The organism is Legionella taurinensis (assembly GCF_900452865.1).
Classification (GTDB): domain Bacteria; phylum Pseudomonadota; class Gammaproteobacteria; order Legionellales; family Legionellaceae; genus Legionella_C; species Legionella_C taurinensis.
In genome coordinates, this window is record NZ_UGOZ01000001.1 from 870,039 (window position 1) to 894,818 (window position 24,780).

Here is a 24,780-nt window from a genome sequence, read left to right on the forward strand (position 1 = left end):
GTGTTGAAAACGCCGGATTTTTTTGATTTTTCTCAATTGTCCAGGGATGAAGCGGCTTGCCGGCTTCAGGAGTTCAACCTGCGACTTAGCGTCGATGAAGCCCTAACCATCCAGAATGAATTATTAAAACGTCCTCCGACCTACGCTGAATGCGTTCTCTGGTCCATTCAGGGCTCTGAACATTGTTCCTATAAAAGCAGCAGAAAACACCTTAAACAGTTCATTACCGACGCGCCGCATGTGATTCTTGGACCCAAGGAAGATGCGGGTATCGTGGCTGTAGCCGCCGACCATGAAGGACGGCGTTATGGCATTGTCATGAGTCATGAGTCACACAATCACCCATCGCAACTGGTGCCTTATGAAGGCGCGGCGACCGGAGTGGGCGGCAATGTTCGCGATGTGTGCTGTATGGGAGCCGAAGTGATTGCGGTCGCTGATAGTCTGCGATTTGGCCAGCGTCATCTGCCTAAAACCCGTTGGCTGGAACAAGGGGTCGTTCGCGGCATCGCAGGCTATGCCAACCCCTTGGGTATCCCCAATCTGGCAGGCGATGTCGACTACGATGAAGGGTATAATGAAAATTGTCTGGTAACCGTCGTGACGCTGGGCGTTGTCCGCGAAGATCAGGTGATTCATTCCTGTGCACCGCCCAATGCGGATGACTATCATTTTGTTCTGGTCGGCAAACCAACGGACAACAGCGGTTTCGGCGGCGCAGCCTTTGCCTCATCCAATCTGGACAGCGAACGGGAAGAAGAAAACAAGGGCGCAGTTCAGGAACCGAATGCCTTCCTGCAGCGTCACCTGCTGAAAGCCAATGAGGCGTTTTTTACCAGGTTGCGTGAGCGCAACCTGATTGATCGGGTAGGGTTTAAGGATTTAGGCGCCGGCGGCATTGCCTGTGCCAGCGTGGAACTGGCCGAAGCCGGCGGTTATGGCGCTGAAATTGATTTGGAAACGGTGCCCACCAGCATGACCAATCTCTCGCCCGCGGTTATCCTGTGTTCCGAAACCCAGGAACGCTTCATGTGGGTCGTGCCCCAAAGCCTTCTCTCCGATTTGCTGAGTCATTACAACGAACGCTTTGCCCTGCCGGAAATCTGTGATGGCGCCAGGGCCACGGTCATCGGCCGTTTACGTCAGGATGATCGCTACGTGGTGCGTTATCAGGGCAAAAACCTGGTTGATGCGCGCGCAAAAGACATTACTCAGGGGATTTTATACGATAGACCCTACGTCAGCCGTCCCGTTCATTTCTCCGAGGCGCACCGGCCTGCCAGCGGGCATTTAACCGAGGATCTGCTCCGTTTGCTCGCTCATGAAACCATTGCTTCAAGAGCCCCCATTTACGAAATGTACGATAAACAGGTGCAGGGGCGCACTATTCTGGAGCGTGGCTGCGCTGATGCGGGGGTAATGGCCCCTTTTAACGAAGACAAATACCCGGAAGAAATTCAAAAAACCGGCATTGCCCTGGCGGTAGGACAAAATCCCAGGTTCAATAAAATCAGCGCCTATTGGGGCGCAGTCAATGCCGTCACTGAGGCGGTGCGTAAGGTGGTTGCGACGGGTGCCTGGCCCTGTGCGCTCACCGATTGCCTGTGTTTCGGCAATCCTGAAAAACCGGAGCAGATGGGAGACTTTGTGCAGGCCGTCAAAGGCATTGCGGATGCGGCGGGAGCGGTGAAAATGCTTGATACGGGAGCGGGTTTGCCCATTATCTCAGGCAATGTATCGCTTTATAACGACTCTTCTGCCGGCGCTATTCCCCCAAGCCCCATGATCAGTTGTTTAGGCCGTATGCCCGATTACACCCAGGCATTGACCTTCGATTTAAAACAACAAGGCTCGGTACTGTACCTCATCGGCGAGCGGCGCCAACAGGGCGGCGGCAGCGTCTATGATGCTCTTCATTCCTGCGCCGCCACGGATATTCCTCAGCCGAATCTTGCTGTTTTGCAGGCCGAATTACAGGCTGTTTATGACGCGATTCAGCGTCAGCTAGTTCTTGCCACCCATGCCATCACGCGCGGCGGTCTTGCGGTGGCTGTCGCCGAAATGGCGTTTAAAAACAACGTGGGCGTCGATATTACCCCGCCTGCGGCTACCGCATTAGTCCCCTGGTTATTCGCGGAAGAGGGCGGCTTTATCCTGGAAGTACCGCCGCAGCACGCCCGTTCAATTGAACAATTATTTAAAGAAAGCGCTGTTCCCTGTGTCGCTATCGGCGAGACAACGGCTTCCGCTACCCTGACAGTGCATTCAGCCATTCATTTACCCCTGGCCCTGGCTCGCGAGGCCTGGGAAAACGGTTTACGTGAAGGAGATTGTTGTGACAAGCATTGATTACAAGGCGGCCGGGGTGGATGTCGAAGCCGGTAACCGGGCTGTGCGAAGCATTAAAGCGGCCGTGGAGAGCACCTTCTCACCGCGCGTATTAACCGGAATTGGTCATTTTGCGTCGATGTTTGATTTAAAACCCTTACTGGAGGAGTATGAGCATCCAGTCATGGTGCAAAGCATTGACGGTGTCGGCACGAAAATGATGGTGGCGAAACGGATGCAAAAGTTCGATACCATCGGCATGGATTTAGTCAGCGCCACCACCAATGACATCATTGTCCTTGGCGCCAAACCCCTGACTCTGCTGGATTACATTGCCAATGATAAACTCGATCCAGCCATTGTTGAACAAATCGTGAGCGGCATGGTCGTTGCCTGCCGGGAAAATCAGATTTCACTGGTCGGCGGTGAAACCGCTGAAATGCCGGGGACCTACCTGCCTGGGGAGTTTGACTTGGTCGGTGTGATTACCGGCGTAGTCGACAAACACAAGGCAATTACTGGAAAAACCATCTGTGAAGGCGACAGTGTGGTGACTTTTCCTTCCAGTGGACTGCATACCAATGGTTACTCGCTGGCACGCAAACTGTTTTTTGGGGTCTTAGGTCTTGATGTCGACAGTTATCATCACGATTTGGGGCGCACCATTGGCGAGGAATTGTTAACGCCTCACCTCAATTACACGCAACCCGTCCATCGTATTTTAGCGCAAGGCCTCACTATCAAAGGCATGGCCCACATCACCGGCGGCGGTTTATTGGAAAATATTCCGCGTATCCTGCCGCCGGATTGTGGGGTGGAAATTGAAAAAAAACGCATTCCGCATTTGCCTGTTTTTGATGTCATGAAGCAGTTGAGCCGTTTGGATGATGAGCAAATGTTCCGCACCTTTAACATGGGGGCTGGCCTGGTTTTAATTCTTTCGCCCCAGGATGTGAGCGCGGTCAGGGACGTCCTGCAGAAATCCTACTCCCTGCCTGTCTATGAAATTGGCAAGGTCGTTCGCGGCCCGCAACAGGTGACCTTACTATGATACGGATTGGATTGCTGCTCTTTCCCGGTTCCAATTGCGAGCGTGAGACCGCGATGGCGGTAAAACGGGCAGGCATGCACCCGGTTGACGTGTTATGGAATGAACCGCCCGAGACCCTGCGGGCATTGGACGGCTTTATTCTGGTGGGGGGATTTTCTTACGAAGACCGTTCCCGTGCCGGTATTATCGCGGCGCTGCAGCCCATTATGCAGGAAATCAAACAGCAAAGCCGCCTCGGTAAACCCATCCTGGGTATCTGTAACGGGGCGCAGATCCTCGTTGAGGCTGGGCTGGTGCCCGGCTTGGCTGATGCCGAGGGGCAAATGGCATTGACTGAAAACCGGCGTATCCGCCAGGGCCGCATTCTCGGAACCGGTTTCTACAACGCGTGGATCACCCTTTGTCTGAGCGAGGGTCATCAAGCCAATGCCTTTACCCGACATCTGAATGCCAGCGACAGGCTTCACCTTCCCGTTGCGCATGCCCAGGGGCGTTTTGTCATGCCGGATGGCTTATTGCAGCAACTCATTGCCCGCGGGCTGAATCTGTTCCAATATTGCGATGCCGAAGGCCGGACTGTGGATCAGTTCCCGGTAAACCCTAATGGCTCAGTCAACAACCTCGCCGCAGTCGGCAATGCCGCCGGTAACGTGCTGGCGATGATGCCGCACCCGGAGCGCACGGTGAATGGCGATAAACTGTTTACCTCCATGCGTGAGTCCATTGAAACAGGCATTCGCTCTGCCGGCGCAACCGATTGCCCTGCCCGCACTGTCTCAGGACCTGATGCGACTTACCGTCAGGCCACTCAGGCTCACCAATGCCTGGTGAAGTTAACCATCACGGACAATCAGGCCATGACCGTGCAGAAAACCCTGCAGGCGATGGGTTTTCCCGTGCGCGTTCATCGTTATGTGCATTGGGAGTTGGTTGGTCCTGACTCCGGGATGATGCAGGCAATTAAACAGGCAGGCGTGTTGTTTTGCGATCGCAAAGAACAGGAAATGTCGCCTGACGCACTCCATCAGGCCAGAGCGCTGTCCTATTTAGTTCGAGCTAAAGACGATGTCCACGGTCAAGACATGCGGCAAACCTTAATTGGCCAGTACGGTTTTGAGGCAGTGAAAACGGTTCATCACGGCATTGTCTGGCAGTTTGAGAGTGATGAAGCCGATGTCACCACGCTGATTGATAGAATTCTTTCCACCAACATGATAGGGAATCCATACGCTCATGAATGCTATCGCTACGACGCCACGCTATCAGGATGAAATTCGCGCCCAGTGGCCGTTTCTTCTCGATAAGACTCATTTGCCCGTTAATCACCGCACCCAGGGAAAAGTCCGGGATGCCTATGATTTGGGTGAACATATTCTGCTCATTACCACCGATCGCCTGACCGCATTTGACCGGCCTCTGGCGTTGATTCCCTGCAAGGGGCAGGTGTTGAACCTTACCAGTGCCTGGTGGTTTGAGCAAACAGCCAGTCTGGTTCCCAATCATGTGATTGCCGTGCCGGATCCCAATGCGGTGGTTGCAAAAAAATGCCAGGTTTTTCCCATTGAATTTGTGGTGCGAGGCTACATTACCGGGACAACGGACACGTCCTTATGGACCCAGTATCAAAAAGGGGTTCGTCAGTATTGCGGCATGACCTTCCCTGAAGGCCTGAAGAAAAACCAGGCCCTGGAGCGGCCGGTACTGACCCCGACCACCAAGGAAAAAATTCATGATCGTCCCATTTCACCGGACGAGATCATTGCAGAGCGCTGGATGACGGAAGAGCACTGGGTAAAAGCCAGTGCGCTGGCGCTGACCTTGTATCAACGCGGTGTGGAATTGGCGGCCCAGCATGGATTGATTCTGGTCGACACCAAATACGAGTTTGGCGTTGACAATGCAGGCAATGTCCTGGTTGTCGATGAAATCCATACCCCCGATTCCAGCCGTTACTGGCTGGCCTCGTCTTATCAGGAGCGCCTGGCGGCAGGCCTTGAGCCGGAGAACATCGATAAGGAATTTTTAAGGTTGTGGTTTGCCAAACACTGCGATCCCTACCACGACAAAGACCTGCCGCAGGCGCCACAGGCGTTGGTTGAACAGTTATCCCAACGGTATATTCAATTGTATGAAATGATCACCGGAAAACCGTTTGCCTTTCCAACCCATCACGAACCGGTCGAGCAGCGCATTTTAAGAAATATTGCCCCTTACTTACGATAGGCGGACTCTCATGTGCGGAATAGTAGGGATTTACAGCGTGGAACCCGTGGCCTCCGAGCTGTTAGACAGTCTGGTGCATTTGCAGCATCGCGGTCAGGATGCGGCCGGTATCCTGACCAGTGACCAGCGTTTTTATGTCAAGCAGGGCCTGGGGTTGGTGAGAGAAATCTTCACACCCGAGAACGTTCAGTCCCTGCACGGCACAATAGGCATTGCCCACTCCCGCTACCCCACCGCAGGAGGATACAGCGAAGCCGATATTCAACCCCTGTGGATTGGCAGCCCGCGCGGCATTGCCTTGGCCCATAATGGCAACCTGTCCAATTACCAGGAGTTAGCCGATGAAATCCGGCTGAATCAATACCGTCACCTCAATTCCTCACTCGACTCGGAAGTGCTGTTATTGATGCTGGCTGATCAATTGGCCAAGGGGGCTTATGGTTATGAAAACGATGAAGCCTTTTTCGAATTACTGTGCGAGGCGGTGGCTTACCTGTTTGATCGGGTGCAGGGCGCCTACTCCATTGTCAGCGTCATTATCGGCAAGGGGCTGGTTGCTTTTCGCGATCCCCACGGCATCAGGCCCTTAGTCATGGGGAGCCGCGACAATCAGTCCGGCCATCAGGACATCATGTTTGCTTCCGAGACCACGCCTTTTTATGCGCTGGGGTTTAAGGATGAAGGCGATATCGATGCCGGTGAGGTGGCTTTTGTCAGTTTAAGCGGTAAGGTCTACCGTCGGGTTATTCGCCGCAAAGACTTTCGACCCTGTGTCTTTGAATACGTCTACTTTGCCCGTCCGGACGCGACGCTTAATCATGTCAGTGTGTATCGGGCGCGTTTACGCATGGGACAGAATTTAAGCCGGCAATGGCAAAAAAAATACCCGGATATTATTCCCGATGTCGTGATTCCGGTGCCATTTACCGCCAACACGTCCGCCATGGCGTTTGCGCATGAACTGGGTGTGCGTTATTCCGAAGGGCTTTATAAAAATCCGTTTATTGGCCGTACCTTTATTATGCCTAATCAAAAGGCAAGAAAGCAGAGCATAGGTTACAAATTAACACCGCAGCGCACTGAAATTGAAAACAAATCGGTGTTGATTGTTGATGACAGCCTTGTGCGCGGTACCACCTCGCGCGAAATTGTCAAAATGGTCAGGGCGCTTGGGGCAAAGACCATTTATTTTGTTTCCACATCGCCCGCCTTGAAAAATCCCTGCTTCAGCGGCATTGATATTCCTTCGCGCGGTGAATTGATCGCGGCCAACATGAGTGAAACGGAGATAGCCCGCTTTATTGGCGTCGATATCCTCATGTACCAGACTCAGGAGGATTTAATCGAGGCGGTGACTCGCCGTGGCCAGCATCGCATCAAAAAGCCCTGCATGGCCTGCATGGATGGTGATTACTTTTGCCCATCCATCACGCCGGCCAAAATGCAGCAATTGGAGCAGCAACGGCAAAAACTACGTCTTGAACTAAAAGAAGAGGAATTGACCAGGTGAATATTCTCGTTATTGGCTCCGCGGCTCGGGAACAGGCGTTAGTTCATGCCTTGCACCGCTCACCGCAAACCCCACTGCTCTTCTGTTATGGGCCATCATTCAATCCGGGCATTAGTCGTTTGACACGCCATTATGCCTGCGGGGACATCACCCAAAGTGAAGCGGTGGTGACTCAGGCACTGGCCTGGGGCATTGAATTGGCCATTATTGGCCCGGAAGCGCCGCTTGAAAACGGGGTGGCTGATGCGTTGTGGCAGGCGGGTATTGCAGTCATTGGCCCCCGCAAAGCGGCTGCTCGAATTGAGACCAGTAAGCAGTTTGCCCGCAATTTAATGAAAAAACACGCCATCCCCGGCCTGCCGGCCTACAGTCAGTTTGATTCCATGCAGGGTATCGAAGACTATTTAAAGAGTCTGGGTGAGGGGCGGTATGTTATTAAAGCCGATGGCCTGATGGGAGGCAAAGGGGTTAAGGTGGCAGGAGAACACCTGCACTCGCTGGCTGAAGCCCTGGGTTATTGCCAAAGCCTCCTGGCTGAAGGTCAACCCTTGATTATCGAAGAAAAGTTAATTGGTGAAGAGTTCTCGTTCATGGCCTTTGCGGACGGAAAAACCCTGGTGCCGATGCCGCTGGTCCAGGACCATAAACGGGCGTTTGAAGGGGATAAAGGGCCCAATACCGGCGGTATGGGCAGTTATTCAGCCGCGGATCATGGCCTGCCTTTCCTGTCAACGGCTGACATTGCGGCGGCCTGGGCTATCAATCAATCGGTTTATCATGCCTTGCAGCTTGAATTGCAGCAGCCCTACATCGGCTTTTGGTATGGCAGTTTTATGGCTACGGCACGGGGGGTGTCTGTCATTGAGTTTAATGCGCGGCTGGGTGATCCGGAATCCCTGAATGTCCTTGCCCTGCTTGAAAGCGACCTGGTGGATCATTGCATCGCCATGGTGCAGGGCGAGCTGAATGCCGCCGACGTGCGTTTCGCCGCGTATGCGACCGTGTGCAAATACACCGTTCCTCAGGGTTATCCGGATACCCCCCTTCAACAGTTTCCAATTGATTGCAGCCTGATTCAGGATCCGTCTCATTTTTATCTGGGCGCGGTCCATCAGCAGGGTGAGCAATTGGTGGCAACGGGGTCAAGAACCGCGGCCTATGTCGGAATTGGCGCGACATTGGCTGAGGCGGAAAAAAAAGCCGAAGAGGAGATTGCACGTGTCGCGGGGCCCCTGTATCACCGCCGCGACATCGGCACTCCCGAGCGGATTGAAGCCCGCAGGGCTCACATGCACCGGTTGCGCCAGTCATGATCCGGCTTGGCATTCTGGGCTCCACCAGGGGAACCAATCTATTGGCATTGCAGGAAGCGATAGCCGGCAAAAAATTGGCCGCCCGGATTGAATTGGTCGTCAGCAATAAAGCCGAGGCTTTAATTCTTGAAAAAGCCAGGCATTCGACTATCCCTGCCTTTTTTGTTGATCCCACCGGCTTAACCCGGCCGGATTATGATCAGCAATTGAATCAGGTGTTTCGCCGTTTTGACGTGGAATTGATTGTTCTTATTGGCTATATGCGCATTTTATCTGCCCCCTTTGTTCAAACCTGGCGGCAGCAGATCATCAATGTCCACCCCTCCTTATTGCCTGCTTATTCAGGATTAATGGATTTGGATGTTCACCGCGCGGTGTTAGGGGCGGGAGAAACACAAAGCGGTTGTACCGTGCATTACGTCACCGAGGACGTGGATGCCGGTCCGATTTTAATTCAGAAAACCTGCCCGGTTTATGCTGAGGACACGCCGGACAGGTTGCGAAGCCGCGTGCAGCAATTGGAAGGGCAAGCCTTAGTGGCGGCTATTGGACGCATTGCAGCCAATGCATCGCAGGAAACAGTTATTAACTAATCAGGAAGCGAACATGTCAAAAATTCTGGTGTCACTGCTTATGGGCTCAAAATCCGATTGGATTATCATGGAAGAGGCCAGTTTAATACTGAAAAAATTTCAGATCCCGCATGAAGCCCGTGCCTTATCGGCGCATCGCACACCCGAGGCGCTGAGTGAGTACATGCAATCCGCCGAAGCGCGAGGGGTCGAGGTGTTTATCGCCGCCGCGGGCGGGGCTGCGCATTTACCGGGCGTGGTGGCTTCTAAAACCCTGCTGCCGGTATTGGGGGTACCCATGCCGTCATCAACGTTTAGTAACGGCCTGGATGCTTTATTGTCCATAGTGCAAATGCCGGCAGGTATTCCTGTGGGTACATTGGCCGTAGGTAAGCCTGGAGCTGCTAATGCGGCAATCCTGGCTGCCATGATCCTGGCTAATAAATACCCACAATACCGTCAGGCCGTCAGCGAACACCGTCAGGCGCAGGCCAGGAACGTATTGGAATGCGCTGAACTGGCAGACTGCCCGGCCTGATAAAAAAAGCCAGCCGCTGTCTGGGCTGGCTGTTATTCATCCATACGGGTTAAGGGCGGTAAACCCGGACGAGCCGGTCGTGTCGGTTCCGGCCTTGTGAGGACGGGGGGCTTACGGCGATCCTGTTGCCCGCCGCTGACCTGTGTTAAATGCTCTTTACTTAACTGGCCCTTTCTGGTTTTGTGTTTGCTCATCATTGACCTCTCATTCACTGGAACCTTGACGGTGCCTGATTCTTGCTTCATCCACATGCCGGGGTCGTGACCGATCCCGTCTCTCATGTGAACCGCCCGAGACTTGACTTAATTCATCGGGATTGATGGATTTATCGGGCTTGCCTGTGGGTTTTTGCGGTTGACGTTTCATTTCACTCCCTCACTGGAAAGACTGTTTAAGTATAGAAGATTGTATTGAAATTGATCAATTAATGAGTTGACGCGTGGCCATTTGCCGAAAAAGACCGTCTTCGTCCATGAGTTGGGAATAAGAACCGCATTGAACCACCTCGCCCTGATCCATCACCAGGATAAAGTCTGCTTTCTCGATGGTGGTCAGGCGATGAGCAATCACCACGCGGGTGATGTTGAGTGTTGCAAGGCTTTGGATAACGATGGCCTGGGTAACATTATCCAGCGCGCTGGTGGCTTCGTCGAAAAACAGCAATCGCGGTTTTTTAGCCAGCGCACGGGCAATCAATACCCGTTGCCGCTGCCCGCCGGACAGTGTGCCACCGCGTTCGGAGATGACCGTGTGCATGCCCATGGGCATTTTTTCAATGTCGGCAGCAAGGCCGGCCATGTCGGCCGCGTCCCAGGCTTCATCCAGACTGAGGAGGGCTGACCCCGCAATGTTTTCAAACAAGGTGCCTGAAAGGAGCGTACTGTTTTGCAGGACGACGCCGCATTGTTCGCGTACGCGTTGCACGTTGAGCTGTTTGATGTCATGGTCATCAAAAAAAAGATTGCCCTGATCGGGTGTTTCAAATCCAAGGAGAAGACGAAGCAGGGTCGATTTGCCTGAGCCGGAGGGGCCGGTAATCGCCACGTATTGCCCGGGGTGAATAGTGAACGACACGTTTTTAATCACCGGTTGTTCTTTGGCATAGGAGAAGCGCAGATGGTCGACCTCAATCTTTCCCTTCAGTACCCCAGGATCGCGTTTGCCAGCATGGGTTTCAGGAAGGGCCTCAAGGATAGGGGCTGCCCGTTTCAGTAAAGGAATGCTGTTAATCAGCGTACCGGCGATGTCGGTGAGGCCAAGCATGCCGGCGGTGAATTGTCCCAGGGTGGCATTAAACGCGAGAAAAAGTCCGAGACTCAAGGTGTCGGTACGGTGCAGAAACTGGGTGAACACCACGACGGACAGGAGGGTTAAAAAGAAGCTGTTGAGACTGGCTAACAACGCACCGGCCTGGTTAGTTCGGTAGGCGGCCTGTTTGATTTGACTGTTTTTAATCGCCCACTGGGAAAAGGCGGTTTTTTCCCGACCCGAGCTTTGAATTTTGCCAATGCCGCCAAGTAACTGCACCACCATGCCTGACAAGTCGCCCTGCAGGGTTTCCTGCTCTTTATAATGCTTTAACTGCCTTAAACTGATGATCAGGGTATAGGCACAAATGGCGAGAATAATGAGCGTCGCTGTCACGGCAAGGCTTAGGTCGTAATAGAACAACAAAATCAGGCTGAACAATGAAAAAATGCCGCTGAGCAGGGAGTTGACCACCACACCGGCTAACAACGTGCGGATGTGGCTGATTGCCATGGCCCGCTGCGTCAGATCGCCGGTGGTGAATTGTTTGAAAAAAGTCACCGGCAGGCGGATTAGACGATCCCAGATGGCCACTTCGAGGTTTAAGTTTAACCGACTGCTTAATCGCAGGACGGTAATGGTGCGTACCAATTCAAATAGACCAGCGGAAAAGGCGGCAATTAAGAGTGCCAGAATAATTTGCTGCAATTGGTTGATGTCGCCCGCGGGGACGACCTGCTCGAACAGAATCCCGGTAAACCAGGGGGTGACCAGGCTGAGCAGTGCTGCCAGAGAGCCCACACTCAGCAGGCGAATCAGATCGCGTTGCCCGCCTCGGAAGGCAAAAGGAATTAAGTCTCTTATTTTCAACGGCTTTTGCGGCAGGGGGCAATACATTTGCCAAGCCTCCCCGGCAAAAAAAGCCGCTTCCTTGGGGGTGAGTTTTTTACTGATTCCCTGCACCGGATCAATCAACAACAGGCCCCGGGTCAGGGTAGGCAAGGCCAGGTAATAGGCGTTGTCCTCAGGCTTTTGCAACAGCAGCGGATGGGTGGCGCCGCGCCACCAGGTGCCGTTTAATTGCACGGGGCGGATGGCCATGCCGGTTTTCAGGTTGATTTCCTGAATCGCGTCGACGTGAACATGCTCGGGAAGCGCCAGTTGATAGAAGGCGGCTGTGCGTTGTACGCAATACGTCAGCGTATCTTGCCGTCCGGTTTGGGCCACAGGCTGTTTGCTTCCAAGCGTGGAAATCATCGACAGATACGCCCGTTTCAAGCGGTTGTTTTCTATTTTTTTCCTTTCACGGGCACGTTCTTCTTCCTGCTGCCTTAACCAGTCACTGGCTTGAACCAAGTCAGGAAGAATCGATTTAACGAATGCTTTGCCAGCGGCCGCCTGTTGCGATGTGCCGGTGTGGTTATCATTGAGCTGACTGACCTGGCCATCGAAAGGGGTGTTCTTAAGGTAATTGACAAAATGTTGCTGCCAGGATTTAAGAGACGCCCGTTGCTCCTCTTTATTCAGCCAGGCGTCCGTCACAGCCTGCAATTCAGCCTCTGTACCGCAGGAAGCAAGGAGCTGCCAGCCGGCTTCAGGTGCATGCCCTTTAAGCCCAAGAAGCACATCGCCCGGTTGACAATGGCCGATAAGATACCGTCGATAAGGGCCTTCGCCTGGGACAAGGAACAGATGCACATGGCCTTTAAGTACCCGGTAGTGCCTGTCGCTTTGCAGGAGATCCAGTTCATTGGGGGGAGCATGGTCTGTCATCATCAAGCCTCGCTCGCCAATAGACGGCAATAAGCGCCTTTGAGCGCCAGTAATTGGTCATGGGTGCCTCGTTCAACCACCTGGCCCTGCTCAAGAACAATGATTTCATCGGCATCGCGTATGGTGCTTAACCGGTGCGAAATAATCAGCAGGGTGCATCCCAGACGACGTAAAGCGGTATCAATGGCTTTTTCCATTTGCGCATCCAGAGCAGAAGTGGCTTCATCGAGAATTAAAATGCTAGGTTTCTGCAGCATGGCGCGGGCGATTTCCAGGCGTTGGCGCTGGCCGCCGCTGAAATTGGAGCCGCCTTCATTGATGACGCTTTCATAGCCCATCTCCCGTTCGCCGGCAATCATGTCATGCATAAAGACGGCTTTGCAGGCATTAAGGATGGCTTCATCGTCAATGGTGGGATCCCACAAGGTTAAGTTCTCTTTTAAGGTCGCATGAAACAGGCTGATGTCCTGATCGACACTGGCGATGGAACGAACGCGAACGGCATTCGAGATTTGGCGCAATTCCCTGCCATCAATCAGGATGCGTCCTGTCCAGGGCTCATAAAAACCCAACAGTAATTTACCAATGGTGGATTTGCCGCTGCCTGAACTGCCAACCAGCGCCAGGCGGCGGCCGGGTTGAATTTCCAGAGAAAAATCACGCAATAGTGGCTCGGCAAGCGGGCTATAGCCGAAGGTGACGTTTTCAAAGACCACATGGCCAGTTAATTTGGCTTCGGGGATGCTGTCCTGTTCAGGCACAGGCTCGTAACGTTGGGCCACGGGATGGGATGTGATGTCTTCCAGATGAAATAAATCGGCTGCAATATCCTGAATGGTGCCGGCGAGCATCACCAGCATTTTGACTGGCTGGATAAAGCTGCGGTATAAAATCTGAAAGGCGACGACAGTCCCGATGCTCAACTGCCCTTCAATGGCTAACCAGGCCCCAAAGCAGAGAATGCCGGCATTGGTGAGCAAATCCAGCGCCATGGGGAGTGCGGCAAAGCAATCGCGCGTCCAGCTCAGTTGTTGTTCGGCAGTTAAATAATTGGCATGCATGCCGGCGAATTTCTTAAAAAAATCCTGTTCAGCGCCAGAAGCCTTGTACGTTTCTATCATCTGCAGACCACTGATGGCGGTACTCATCAGTTTATTCTGCGCCTTGGTTTGCCGCTGGCTTTCACTGCTTCGCTTCTGTGCAATCAGCAGCAGGGCGATGACATTGATCGCGGTGGCGAGTAACACCAACAGGGTCAGCGGCACACTGAGCAAAAAGAGGATAATCAGGTAAATCAACGCCAGAAGAAGGCTCACCATGTTGGTGCCGAATTGCTGCGAGACCAATGATGCCACCGAATCGCTGGATTGCAGGCGATTAAGAATGTCGCCAAGGTAGCGTTGATTAAAGAAAGACATGGGCAGGCGAAGTAAATGCCAGAAAAACGACGCGCCATTCACAAGCGCCATTTTCACTTCAAGTCGGCTTAACATGGTTCGCTGGTACCAGGTGAGCAGGGCGCTGAAAAGACCGGCAATCAGTAAACCCAGCAAAACGGGCCTTTGCCAGTGATTCAGTTGCTGAATGAGGACGTCATCAATAAAAATTTTGTTTAGCCCGGCGATGGCAATGCCCGGTATGGCAAGACTTAAGGTTGCAAGAATAATAAAACCGACGGCTTCTTTGGAGTGACGCAGGCGGGTCATCAGATTCGTGAAAATTTTAGGTTTATGCCCTGCCTTGACGAATTGGGGGCCTGGGGTCAGTTCAAGCAGCACGCCCGTAAATCCCTCATCAAACTCTTCAAGGCTTACTTTTCGCCTCCCATGGGCGGGATCATTGATGTAAACATGATGTCTGCCGGCGCCCTCAAGCACCACGAAGTGATTGAATTCCCAATGAATAATGGCAGGCAGGCGGCAGTCGTGAATGTCGTCCGGTTCAAGGCTGTAGGCTTCAACCGCCATGCCATGCAGGGCCGCCGCACGGTAAATGTTGTCAGCACGGCTGCCATCCCGGGATACTCCGCAATCCATGCGTAAGACATCCAGCGGAATCCAGCGATCGTAGTAAGCCAGAACAATGGCTAAGGCGACGGCTCCGCATTCCACGGCTTCCATCTGTAGAATGGTGGGGGTCTTTGGTATCGTTTTAAACCAGTTTCCCATGTCCATACCCGTTAATCTATCCCCAGAAATGTTTTAATGGATGGAATGACCAGTGTAATCGGCGGCTGGGATTTGGTAATGATGTCAGCCGTGCACAGGGTCCCATTGGTAATGAGCATGTTGGGGCCCTGGGATGTTGTCCATTGATAATGGCTTGGTGTATCGGCTTTCATCAGACGAACACGCACGTACAATTGCGGCCCGCTTTGACTGAAATCCTCCACCAGTTTCTCGTTGGCCAAGACCGCCATCATGCTGCTTTGACTGCTGGGAAAGCTAGCCACGTCCTCAACCACGCCGACAATGCTGCCGTACTCCTGCTTTTTAACGGTGCTCGGTACCACCTGGGCGGACATGCCCCGCAAGACGACTTTACCCATGCCGGCCGGCACGTAAATGACCGCATCCACGGTTTCGGCATAGGGTTCGATGTCCATGATTTTGCTGCCCGGCTGCACAATTTCACCGGGTTTACCAATGATATTGATAACCTCCCCATCAACAGGGCTTACAATGATGCTGTGGACTTTTAATTTTTTCATCAAAAAAGCAACATCCTGCTCTGCCTGCCGCAGTCGATTCTTCAATTCAATCAGCCGTTGTTGGTTGGCCTCCACGCGGCGTTTAAATTCAATGATGTTGTCAGCGATTTTTTTGCTGATCTCGTCGCGCAACTGCAGCTCCTTGAAATAATTGCTTTTCAGTTCGGCGAGTTCCTGGCGTGAAATCACTTTATCCACCAGTTTTTCCCGCTCCTCCAGGGCTGTTTTTAGAAACTGCAGATGAAGGTTGGCATTTTCCAAATCCTTCGCCCAGTTTTTCCGCAGCGTTTCATTGTTCTGTTGTTCCAGTTTAAAGTCTTTGTCAATGAAACGCTGCAAATCGCTGACCTGTTTTCGCAGTGACAGGACCGTTTGCTGCCTGTTTTCGATATCCAGCAGCAGGAGCGGCAATTTCAGGGTTGCCAATCGCTGCCCCGTTTTGACCACATCGCCCACCTGGACCTCCACGGTCAATAAACGTCCGGAATCTTCAGCAATGGCATCGTAAATTTTCTGACCGCCGCTGATGAGGATGCCATTGCCGGAAACCCGCGTATCAATGCTGCCAAACACCGACCATGCGGCAATCGTCCCCAGCAGCAAAACCAGCGTGGTGAGAATAAGCCAGTTTAAGGGAGGGACAATACGAAAGAGCGTATCCAGTTTTTCCGGATTGTTTAATCGGTTTAAACTTTTTTCACGAAACAGTTTATCCATTGCTGTCCTGAATCATGGCCCTCTGTTTCAGTATATCCCGGATAGACAATGATTTCGAATCGAGCACGCCGGACTTTGGCTGATGCGTTAGTTTTTACTGGGCGCGGTGGCTGGGTAGGGATTGGTGCCGGGTTTGAAGTCGATGAGGTTGGCGCCTCCGGATATGTCGCGTAAATTGTGGTGAAGAATTTTTTTATTTTCTTTGCGGATGTGCTTGCCGGGTTTGTGTGATTTTCGAGACATACTGAACTCCTGCTAATACCAGTTCATCCCAAATTATAGCCCAGAATTGCCGGCTGTCCTTTACAGCCGCGGATTGCCGCGATAGACTTGAATAATGAATCAAAATTCAAGAGAGAGCGTTTATGTCACACGGTGGCGCACGGGTTGGGGCAGGGCGGCCGCGGGGGCAGGGGAAGTTTGGCGAGGCGACCAAGTCGGTGCGTATTCCGGTGTCTCGGGTTGGCGAGGTCATGCACTATCTGAACAAGGGTGAGGCAGCCATCCGTATTCCGCTGTATGCCAGTTCGGTCAAAGCCGGTTTTCCTTCACCTGCCGATGATTTCATCGAGCAATACCTCGATTTGAATGAGCACCTGATTAAGCATCCTGCGGCTACTTTTTTTGTCAGGGCATCGGGTGAATCCATGATCAATGCCGGCATTCATTCCGGCGACATGCTGGTGGTCGACCGCAGCATCGAGGCGGTGCATGGCCACGTGGTGATTGCGGCAGTCAATGGCGAACTGACGGTCAAGCGCTTATCACGCGTGCAGGGCAAAACCCGCCTGCTGGCAGAAAACCCCGAATTCGCCGCCATCGATTTAACCCACGATCAGGATGTTGTGATTTGGGGGGTTGTCACCCATGTCATTCATGCGGTGCTCTGATGTATGCGCTGGTGGACTGTAATAATTTTTACGCTTCCTGCGAGCGGGTCTTTAAACCGCATCTCATTGACAAGCCGGTAGTCATTCTGTCGAATAATGACGGCTGTGTGATTGCCCGATCCAACGAAGCTAAAGCCTTGGGTATTCCCATGGGGGTGCCGTTTTTTAAAATTCAGGGCTTGTGCCGGCAACAGGGAGTCCATGTGTTTTCATCCAATTTCAGCCTCTATGGCGACATGTCGCGGCGGGTGATGTCGATTATCGAGGAAAGCTGGCAGGACGTGGCGGTTTATTCCATTGATGAAGCGTTTCTGGATTTAAAAACCTTGCCTCTAGAAGACCAGGAGCCTTTCTGCCGAAGCGTGCAGAAAAAAATTCTGCAATACACCGGCATCCCGGTGTCCATTGGCCTTGCTCCAACCAAAACGCTGGCTAAATTGGCCAATTATGTCGCTAAACGCCGCCTGAATGTCCCGGTTTTTAACTGGGTTGGTCAAAACCACTGGCTTTCGCAGATTGAAATCGGTGAAGTCTGGGGGATCGGCAGAAAATGGCATAAAGCCCTGATGCAGCAGGGCATTCATTGGGCCAGTGATTTGGCTGCCTTGCCCCTGCAGTCACTCAAAGCCCGCTTTAATGTGGTGTTGCAGCGTACAGCCCTTGAGTTGCGCGGCATTCCCTGCATTGGTTTTGAAGAAAGCGAAGAACGAAAAAGCATTTTATCCTCGCGGTCATTTGGCTGCCTGCAAAGTGAACAGGACATTTTAGCGCAGGCGCTAAGCGCCCATTGTGCCCGTGCCTATGAAAAATTACGCCAGCAGCATTCTGTCGCCGGCTATCTCGGTATTTTTATCCGCACCAACCCTTTCCGGGCGGATCTGCCGCAGTATGCACCGTCCCTGGGAGTGTGTTTGCCTCAGCCTACGGATGACTTGCGGGAATTAACGCGATGGGCCAAGTGGTGTCTGAACCGAATTTACCGTTCGGGTTTCCAATACAATAAAGTCGGCGTCTATTTGGGCGATTTACAACGCCAGACTGTGCAGCAACTGGATCTTTTTGATTCGTCGTCCCCCCATCAACAGCAGCAGACCAGACGGTTCCTGGCGGTTTATGATGCGATCAATCAAAAATACGGCGGTCAGATGATTCGTCTTGGCGCGGAGGGACATGCCAGGCCCTGGGCCATGCGTTCTGCCATGCGCTCTCCCTGCTATACCACGCGATGGTCCGATTTGCCTCTTGTCAAATAGCGGTTGACGCCGCTAAGGCAACGCGTAAAAATCATAGTTCACTTCAAATGCAGAGAAAAGACATGCTGAAATCCATGGTTGCAATGCTGTTAGTCACAATGGTCCAGAGCGCCTATGCAGCGGCTGAGCCCGTTAAACTGGAAGGCCGCTATGAATGCGGTGGTAAGGAAATCGATACCCATGCCGATTTTAAATGCAACATGTCCATTGAAAAAACCGGGGAAACTTACCGCATCAAATCGCTGTGTGATGATGGCTCCTCTTACCTGGGCACGGGCATTTATTTCCCAGAAAAACGGCAGCTGACCCTCGTTTTTATCAACCCTAAAAACGCAGCGGAAACCGGGGTCGTGGCAGCGGAAGTCAAACAGGATGGCTCCATGGCGTCTACCTGGACTTACCTGAATAAAACCAGCATTGAACATGGCTATTGCTTACGCGCCAAAACCTATGCGAAGCAATAAACGCTTAAGGGTTATTTGGTATTGACAGTAACGATTGCTCTATTGCATCAAATCCGTCACACTGGGAAAAATCATTAATTAATTAAGTTAGGGATGATCATGATTAGCCGGAAAGCTGTTTTTTCATCGCTGTTGGTTTTCACCATGGCGCCGATGGTTCCCCTTCATGCAAACGTTGAAGCCAGCCCGCCAAAAACTAACCAGTACTGGTTTCCGAAGGCGCTGGATCTCAGTCCGCTTCGCCAGCATGATGCCCTGGAAAATCCAATGGGCCCTGATTTTGATTATGCCAAAGCGTTTAATACTCTGGACCTCAATGCTGTTAAAAGCGATCTCACCGCGTTGATGACTCAATCTCAGGATTGGTGGCCTGCTGATTTTGGCCATTATGGTCCTCTGTTCATTCGAATGGCCTGGCATAGTGCAGGAACTTATCGTATTTTTGACGGTCGTGGGGGCGGAGACGGTGGAATGCAGCGTTTTGCCCCATTAAACAGCTGGCCGGATAACGTTAACCTCGATAAGGCGCGACGTCTGCTTTGGCCGATTAAGAAAAAATATGGGAATAACATTTCATGGTCTGATTTAATGATTCTGGCAGGCAATGTCGCATTGGAATCAATGGGATTTAAAACGCTGGGCTTTGCCGGGGGGCGTGTCGATGCCTGGGAGCCGGAATTGGTGAATTGGGGCTCTGAAAGTGAATGGCTGGCCAGTCATCGGGAGACAAAAGACAAGGTATTGGATAAACCTTTCGCCGCAACTCAAATGGGACTCATCTACGTTAATCCTGAGGGTCCGCAGGGGAATCCCGATCCTCTGGCCGCTGCCAGAGATATTCGTGAAACCTTTGCCCGCATGGCCATGAACGATGAAGAAACGGTGGCTTTGATTGCCGGTGGACACAGTTTTGGTAAAGCCCATGGCGCGGCTTCCGGAAAATATTTAGGCCCTTCCCCCGAAAATGCAGCCATTGAAGAACAAGGCTTTGGTTGGAAAAACAGTTATGGTACAGGAAAAGGAAAAGACACGATAACCAGTGGTCTTGAGGGTGCCTGGACGGTTTCCCCGGTACAGTTTACCCACAATTACCTAGACAACCTGTTTCGCTTCAACTGGGTACAAACCAGGAGTCCAGCGGGAGCCATTCAATGGATGCCTGAAGATAAAAGTGCCTCATCCTTGGTACCCGATGCTTCGGATGCAGCCAAAAGACATCCGCCGATGATGTTTACAACGGATTTGGCGCTTAAATTTGATCCTGCCTATAGCAAAATTGCCAAACGTTTTAGGGATAATCCCAAAGAGTTCGAAATGGCGTTTGCCAAAGCCTGGTTTAAATTAACCCACCGGGATATGGGGCCGCGTTCCCGCTATTTAGGGTCGATGGTGCCTAAAGAAGTGATGATATGGCAGGATCCAATCCCGGCTGTTGATTATCCTCTGGTCGATGCGAAAGACATTGAGACGCTGAAAACGAAAATTATCAATTCGCAATTAACCGGGCCTCAGCTGGTCAGAACAGCCTGGGCATCTGCTTCAGTATTCCGCAAAACAGACAGGCGTGGAGGTGCTAATGGCGCCCGGATTCGCCTCGAGCCGCAAAAAAACTGGCCTGTGAATAATCCCCTGGAGTTGGCTGGTGTGTTGAGTACGCTTGAAAAAATAAGGGATGAATTTAATCAGGGGCAAGCCAATGGCAAAAAAATCTCACTGGCTGATCTGATCGTATTGGGAGGAGGCGTAGCCATTGAACAGGCGGCAAAAAAAGGGGGGGTTGATATCGTCGTCCCTTTTACTCCCGGTCGTAACGACGCGCTACAGGAGCAGACCGATGTCGACTCGTTCGCGGTCTTAAGACCCACAGCTGATGGCTTTCGAAACTACTTTGAAAAAGATAATGTGAAATCCCCTCCGGAAATGTTAGTTGAAAAGGCGAGCCTTCTTGATCTCACCGTTCCTGAAATGACTGTACTGATCGGCGGGATGCGTGTGCTGGGCGCCAATGCGGCTAATGGCAATGACGGTGTGTTCACGACGAAACCAGGCACCTTGAGCAATGATTATTTTGTCAACCTCTTGGACATGTCGACTGAATGGAAAAAATCCTCATCAGTGGAAGGCGAGTACGAGGGGTACGATAGGTCTACAGGGAAATTAAAATGGAAAGCCACTTCTGTTGACCTCATCTTTGGTTCCAATTCCGAATTGAGGGCAGTGGCCGAAGTCTATGGCAGTAATGATGCTCAGGAACAATTTATTCAGGATTTCGTTAAAGCCTGGGTGAAGGTGATGAATCTCGATCGATTCGATCGCGTGAATGAGGGTGTCAGCGGCAAACAAACATCCTAGTCATCAATGCCTGGAAATGGCTGCGGGGAGCGTCCCAGCAATCATTTCCAGGCAGACGGAAAAGCAGCAGGGAACGGACCCCATCCTCTATTTTTATGGTATGATGGGCACATAACAAATCATGGGGCGTAAAGACCATGGGTGTAGAACTTCTATCGCGAATTCAATTTGGATTTAGCATTGGGTTTCATATTCTGTTTCCGACATTGAACCTCGGGTTGGCGGTATTCCTGATTATCATGGAAGGCCTGTGGCTTAAGACAGGAAAGAGCGACTACCTTAAAATTTGTAAATTATGGACCAAAATTTTTGCGCTCACCTTTGGTATGGGCGTTGTCTCCGGGATAGTGCTTGCTTATCAGATAGGCACCAATTTTGGCCCGTTTATCAGTGAGTTCGGCAATGTTCTCGGTGCACTGTTTGCCTACGAGACGCTGACTGCCTTTTTCCTTGAAGCGGGATTTTTAGGCATCATGCTGTTTGGCTGGCAACGGGTTCCTCCCTGGTTGCATTTTACCGCCACCATCCTGGTCGCTCTGGGAACAACCGTCTCGGCTTTTTGGATTTTATCGGCCAACTCCTGGATGCAGATGCCCAGCGGCTATGAGCTCATGGATGGCAAATACATCGTTGCCAGCTGGTGGGCTGTCGTGTTTAATCCATCCTTTATTCCTCGCTTCATTCACATGATGCTGGCTTCTTATGTGACGACCTCGTTTGTGATTATTGCGGTATCCGGTTATTACCTCTTAAAGGATAAAGCCGTTGCGGTTGCGAAAACATGCCTTTCGTTCGCATTGTGGTCAGCTTTAATCCTCGTCCCCCTGCAAATTGCCGTGGGTGATTTGGTTGGATTAAAGATCCACGAGCATCAACCCATTAAAACCGCCGCGATGGAGGGGCTTTGGGAGACTCAAAAGGGCGCCCCGCTGGTGGTCTTTGCCCTGCCGTCGCAGGAAAAGCAACAAAATGACTATGCCATCACCATTCCCAAGTTGGCGAGCTTCATCAATACGCATGATTGGGATGGGCAAATGACCGGTCTCGACACCGTCCCTCGACAGGATCAACCACGGGTTGCCGCTGTGTTTTTTTCCTTCCGCATCATGGTGGGCATCGGCTTGCTCATGCTGTTTACGGCGTTGGTTGGCCTCACTCTGCGGATCAGGAAAACGCTTTACACCAGTCGATGGTTCCATTATCTGAGTTTAGGCTTAGCCCCTTTGGGTTTTGTAGCCAGTGTCGCGGGTTGGTTAACGGCTGAATTAGGCCGTCAGCCCTGGGTGGTTTATGGGCTCTTGCGTACCTCCGATGCCGTATCGGCTATTGGGTTGGAAGAAGTGATCATTTCGTTTGTATTATTAGTCCTGGCTTATGGCATTGTTTTCGGTTTTTATCTGTATTATCTCCTGAAATTAATAAGCCGAGGCCCCGAGGAGGCTGAACAGGATAAAACGGAACACCATGCCTTCCAGTACATGACTGATTTATCCCGGGAGGATAACTAATGCTGCCATTAATCTTTGCCTTCCTGCTTGCTTTTATTGTGATCATGTACGTTATTCTGGACGGATTTGATTTAGGAGTCGGCATTTTATTTCCCTTTACTGCCAATGAAAGCGAGCGGGATCAAATGATGAATTCCATTGCTCCTGTCTGGGACGGCAATGAAACCTGGCTGGTTTTTGGCGGGGCAATTCTTTATGGCGGTTTCCCGCAGGTATATGGCCTGTTGCTTCCCATTTTATACATGCCACTGATGTTGATGCTGATCGCCCTCATTTTTCGAGGGGTCAGTTTTGAGTTTCGTTTTAAAGCGGAACAGTCAAAACCGTTATGGAACTGGTTGTTTTCGATCAGTTCTTTGGCTGCGGCCTTTTTTCAAGGGGTGGTGCTCGGGTGCTTCGTCCAGGGCTTTCCTATCAATGAAGCGCAAATGACCATTAATGATGCGGATTGGCTGACCCCCTTCAGTTTGTTGACGGGAATTGCTTTGGTCAGCGGCTACGGGCTTTTGGGCGCTACGTGGATGATTATCAAAAGCAGCGGTTCCCTGCAAAAAAACATGACCCATTATGCCAAGGGGCTGTTGATCATCGTCAGCCTGTTTTTATTGTTTGTCAGCATCTGGACGCCGCTTCACAACACTGAAATTTTTAATCGCTGGTACAGCTTCCCCAATGTCCTTTTATTAAGCCCCTTACCCTTAATAACCCTTGTTGCCATCGTCCTGGTCTGGAAAAATTTAGCCGCAGGCCATGAAAGAAACCCATTCCTGTATAGCATTGTTATCTTTTTCTGCGCTTACGCAGGCATTGCTTTAAGCGTCTACCCTTACTTAATTCCCCATCAGGTCACGCTCTGGGAAGCCGCCGCACCCGATTCCACCCTGAGTTTTATTCTGGTTGGGGTCTGTATCATGCTGCCAGTGCTCCTGGCCTACACGTTGTATGCCTATTATCTATTCCGAGGCAAATCTCAGGACAACTACCATTGAGGCGCGGATTGTATTCGGGCATGGTAAATCCAAAGAAAAAGCGGTAAAGCCATGGCCCAAAAACAACCCAGGATGATGTAAAACCAGGAGTGTAGAGGCAAGGCTGCGCCGATTTTTACTCCGAGCCAATAAGCAATGGGTACACCGATTAGGGCGAGGAAACCGAACGTTTTATAATAGGTGAATAGCGTTTCATAGGTCACAATCAGGTAAAAGGCAAAGCTTAACCAAAGGGCGATAATCCAGGGCGCGGCCACGTAAGGGGCCCATGGATTGGCTTTGTAGACGATGAGGCCTGCCCATAGCCACACGCTATCGACAACAGCGCCCAACACACCAAAACACAGCGTGAAGAGCAACGGACGGGCGAGATCAGCGCCATTCATTTTCTCCCAGAGCGCTTGAATCAACAGCAACAATAGAGTGAGAAGGGGACCCGTCCAGGGGGCTTCCCTATGAGCAAAATAAACACAGGCCACCCAGCTCAGGTAATAAAGCGCCCCATGTAAAATGATTCCAATGGCTTTTTTTGTCACGATGAATGGTGCGACCTGGCTATTGTATTAAGGTTCAATCTCACACATTATCATTAGATTGAAGTTGGCCTCAATCCTGTTTAAGTGTAAGGAAAAAAAAATGGCTCATTATTTGGTGATTGCAGCAAGCAGTGCGATTGGTCAGGCGGTAACCCAGGCTTTGCTGGCACAGGGAGATACTGTTTTTACTACCGCCCGTGATGAAAGCAAAATAAAACCCGACGCCATTCTTGATGCGTCTGATTTTAATGCCGTGGAAGCCGTGTTCAGGCGCGCCGGTGACATTCAGGGGGTGGTGAATTGCAGCGGTTCATTGCTGCTTAAAGCAGCTCATATGACCACTCAGGAGCAATACCAGTCCGTGATGAATGCGTCGTTGACCACGGCCTTTGCGACCGTGCGGGCGGCCGGCTTGACCATGAAACAGGGCGGCTCGGTGGTGCTGATTTCCTCTGCTGCCGCCACCGTCGGCTTGGCAAACCATGAAGCCATTGCGGCGGCGAAATCTGCATTGATTGGTCTGGCACGCTCGGCCGCAGCCACGTATGCCAATGCCAATCTTCGCTTCAATGTCGTGGCTCCCGGCCTGGTTGCCTCGCCTCTAACGGCAGGTTTATTAAACAATGAGCTCGCATTGAATGCTTCAAAAGCCATGCACCCACTGGGAAGAGTAGGGCATCCGGATGACATTGCCCGAGCCATTCTTTTTTTAATGGATCCACAGAATAACTGGATAACAGGCCAGGTTCTCGGTGTCGACGGCGGATTAAGTGCCGTGCGTGCGAAAATGAAAATGTAAGCCGGA

22 protein-coding genes are annotated in these 24,780 nt (G+C 51.8%); 15 read left to right on the forward strand and 7 right to left on the reverse strand.

The genetic code is table 11. The annotated features are described in order from the left end of the window. Genes purL through purE form a run of 8 tightly spaced genes read left to right on the forward strand, consistent with a single transcriptional unit; the run spans position 1 to position 9,535 of the window. A complete protein-coding gene (purL, locus tag DYE45_RS04085) occupies positions 1-2,349 on the forward strand; it encodes a phosphoribosylformylglycinamidine synthase subunit PurL (protein WP_115300500.1) in 2,349 nt (782 codons plus the stop codon). Next, complete coding sequence (purM, locus tag DYE45_RS04090; protein ID WP_108292451.1) at positions 2,336-3,379, forward strand: phosphoribosylformylglycinamidine cyclo-ligase; 1,044 nt, start codon at positions 2,336-2,338, stop codon at positions 3,377-3,379. Before purL ends, purM begins: the two co-directional genes overlap by 14 nt. After that, positions 3,376-4,650 (forward strand): phosphoribosylformylglycinamidine synthase I, encoded by a 1,275-nt coding sequence (gene purQ / locus DYE45_RS04095; protein WP_115300501.1) that lies wholly within the window; start codon positions 3,376-3,378, stop codon positions 4,648-4,650. Before purM ends, purQ begins: the two co-directional genes overlap by 4 nt. Next, a complete protein-coding gene (locus tag DYE45_RS04100) occupies positions 4,613-5,602 on the forward strand; it encodes a phosphoribosylaminoimidazolesuccinocarboxamide synthase (protein WP_115300502.1) in 990 nt (329 codons plus the stop codon). The genes purQ and DYE45_RS04100 overlap by 38 nt, the downstream gene beginning before the upstream one ends. A gap of 10 nt (positions 5,603-5,612) precedes the next feature. Next, entirely contained in the window at positions 5,613-7,112 is a 1,500-nt protein-coding gene (gene purF / locus DYE45_RS04105) for an amidophosphoribosyltransferase (RefSeq protein ID WP_115300503.1), read from the forward strand. Further along, positions 7,109-8,425 carry a phosphoribosylamine--glycine ligase gene (gene purD, locus DYE45_RS04110; RefSeq protein WP_115300504.1) on the forward strand — a complete coding sequence of 439 codons (1,317 nt, stop codon included), beginning with the start codon at positions 7,109-7,111 and terminating at the stop codon, positions 8,423-8,425. Before purF ends, purD begins: the two co-directional genes overlap by 4 nt. After that, the gene (gene purN / locus DYE45_RS04115; RefSeq protein WP_115300505.1) at positions 8,422-9,018 is read left to right on the forward strand and encodes a phosphoribosylglycinamide formyltransferase; all 597 of its coding nucleotides are present in this window, start codon (positions 8,422-8,424) and stop codon (positions 9,016-9,018) included. The genes purD and purN overlap by 4 nt, the downstream gene beginning before the upstream one ends. 13 nt (positions 9,019-9,031) lie before the next feature. Continuing rightward, positions 9,032-9,535: a 5-(carboxyamino)imidazole ribonucleotide mutase gene (gene purE / locus DYE45_RS04120; protein WP_108292439.1), complete on the forward strand. Its 504-nt coding sequence runs from the start codon at positions 9,032-9,034 to the stop codon at positions 9,533-9,535. 32 nt (positions 9,536-9,567) lie between these two features. Here purE and DYE45_RS14650 read toward each other — a convergent pair whose 3' ends face one another. The 6 genes from DYE45_RS14650 to DYE45_RS14660 form a co-directional block, all read right to left on the reverse strand. Next, entirely contained in the window at positions 9,568-9,732 is a 165-nt protein-coding gene (locus DYE45_RS14650; RefSeq protein ID WP_160160674.1) for a hypothetical protein, read from the reverse strand. 7 nt (positions 9,733-9,739) lie between these two features. Next, positions 9,740-9,901: a hypothetical protein gene (locus DYE45_RS14655; RefSeq protein WP_160160675.1), complete on the reverse strand. Its 162-nt coding sequence runs from the start codon at positions 9,899-9,901 to the stop codon at positions 9,740-9,742. A gap of 54 nt (positions 9,902-9,955) precedes the next feature. Further along, positions 9,956-12,559: an NHLP bacteriocin export ABC transporter permease/ATPase subunit gene (locus DYE45_RS04125; protein ID WP_115300506.1), complete on the reverse strand. Its 2,604-nt coding sequence runs from the start codon at positions 12,557-12,559 to the stop codon at positions 9,956-9,958. Further along, the gene (locus DYE45_RS04130; RefSeq protein WP_160160676.1) at positions 12,559-14,724 is read right to left on the reverse strand and encodes an NHLP family bacteriocin export ABC transporter peptidase/permease/ATPase subunit; all 2,166 of its coding nucleotides are present in this window, start codon (positions 14,722-14,724) and stop codon (positions 12,559-12,561) included. Before DYE45_RS04130 ends, DYE45_RS04125 begins: the two co-directional genes overlap by 1 nt. Positions 14,725-14,735: 11 nt before the next feature. Then, a complete protein-coding gene (locus tag DYE45_RS04135; protein ID WP_108292433.1) occupies positions 14,736-15,983 on the reverse strand; it encodes an NHLP bacteriocin system secretion protein in 1,248 nt (415 codons plus the stop codon). Positions 15,984-16,070: 87 nt separating this feature from the next. After that, on the reverse strand, positions 16,071-16,226 hold the full coding sequence (locus tag DYE45_RS14660; protein WP_160160677.1) for a hypothetical protein: 156 nt from the start codon (positions 16,224-16,226) through the stop codon (positions 16,071-16,073). 122 nt (positions 16,227-16,348) lie between these two features. On the opposite strand from DYE45_RS14660, the gene DYE45_RS04140 reads away from it, so the two are divergent. From DYE45_RS04140 to cydB, 6 genes are all read left to right on the forward strand, one after another. After that, the gene (locus DYE45_RS04140) at positions 16,349-16,873 is read left to right on the forward strand and encodes a LexA family protein (RefSeq protein WP_108292431.1); all 525 of its coding nucleotides are present in this window, start codon (positions 16,349-16,351) and stop codon (positions 16,871-16,873) included. Beyond that, positions 16,873-18,126, forward strand: coding sequence for a Y-family DNA polymerase (locus DYE45_RS04145; RefSeq protein ID WP_108292429.1), 1,254 nt, complete (start codon positions 16,873-16,875; stop codon positions 18,124-18,126). Before DYE45_RS04140 ends, DYE45_RS04145 begins: the two co-directional genes overlap by 1 nt. Before the next feature lie 62 nt (positions 18,127-18,188). Continuing rightward, positions 18,189-18,590: a hypothetical protein gene (locus DYE45_RS04150; protein WP_133138189.1), complete on the forward strand. Its 402-nt coding sequence runs from the start codon at positions 18,189-18,191 to the stop codon at positions 18,588-18,590. 144 nt (positions 18,591-18,734) lie between these two features. Beyond that, entirely contained in the window at positions 18,735-20,942 is a 2,208-nt protein-coding gene (gene katG, locus DYE45_RS04155) for a catalase/peroxidase HPI (RefSeq protein ID WP_115301066.1), read from the forward strand. Between the two features lie 137 nt (positions 20,943-21,079). Next, complete coding sequence (locus tag DYE45_RS04160; RefSeq protein ID WP_115300507.1) at positions 21,080-22,450, forward strand: cytochrome ubiquinol oxidase subunit I; 1,371 nt, start codon at positions 21,080-21,082, stop codon at positions 22,448-22,450. After that, positions 22,450-23,439 (forward strand): cytochrome d ubiquinol oxidase subunit II, encoded by a 990-nt coding sequence (cydB, locus tag DYE45_RS04165; RefSeq protein ID WP_115300508.1) that lies wholly within the window; start codon positions 22,450-22,452, stop codon positions 23,437-23,439. Before DYE45_RS04160 ends, cydB begins: the two co-directional genes overlap by 1 nt. On the opposite strand, the gene DYE45_RS04170 is transcribed toward cydB, so the two are convergent. After that, entirely contained in the window at positions 23,430-23,975 is a 546-nt protein-coding gene (locus tag DYE45_RS04170; protein WP_160160678.1) for a DUF2878 domain-containing protein, read from the reverse strand. The two genes, cydB and DYE45_RS04170, sit on opposite strands and share 10 nt — an antisense overlap. 100 nt (positions 23,976-24,075) lie before the next feature. On the opposite strand from DYE45_RS04170, the gene DYE45_RS04175 reads away from it, so the two are divergent. Then, positions 24,076-24,774 (forward strand): SDR family NAD(P)-dependent oxidoreductase, encoded by a 699-nt coding sequence (locus tag DYE45_RS04175; protein WP_108292417.1) that lies wholly within the window; start codon positions 24,076-24,078, stop codon positions 24,772-24,774. Positions 24,775-24,780 lie beyond the last annotated feature (6 nt).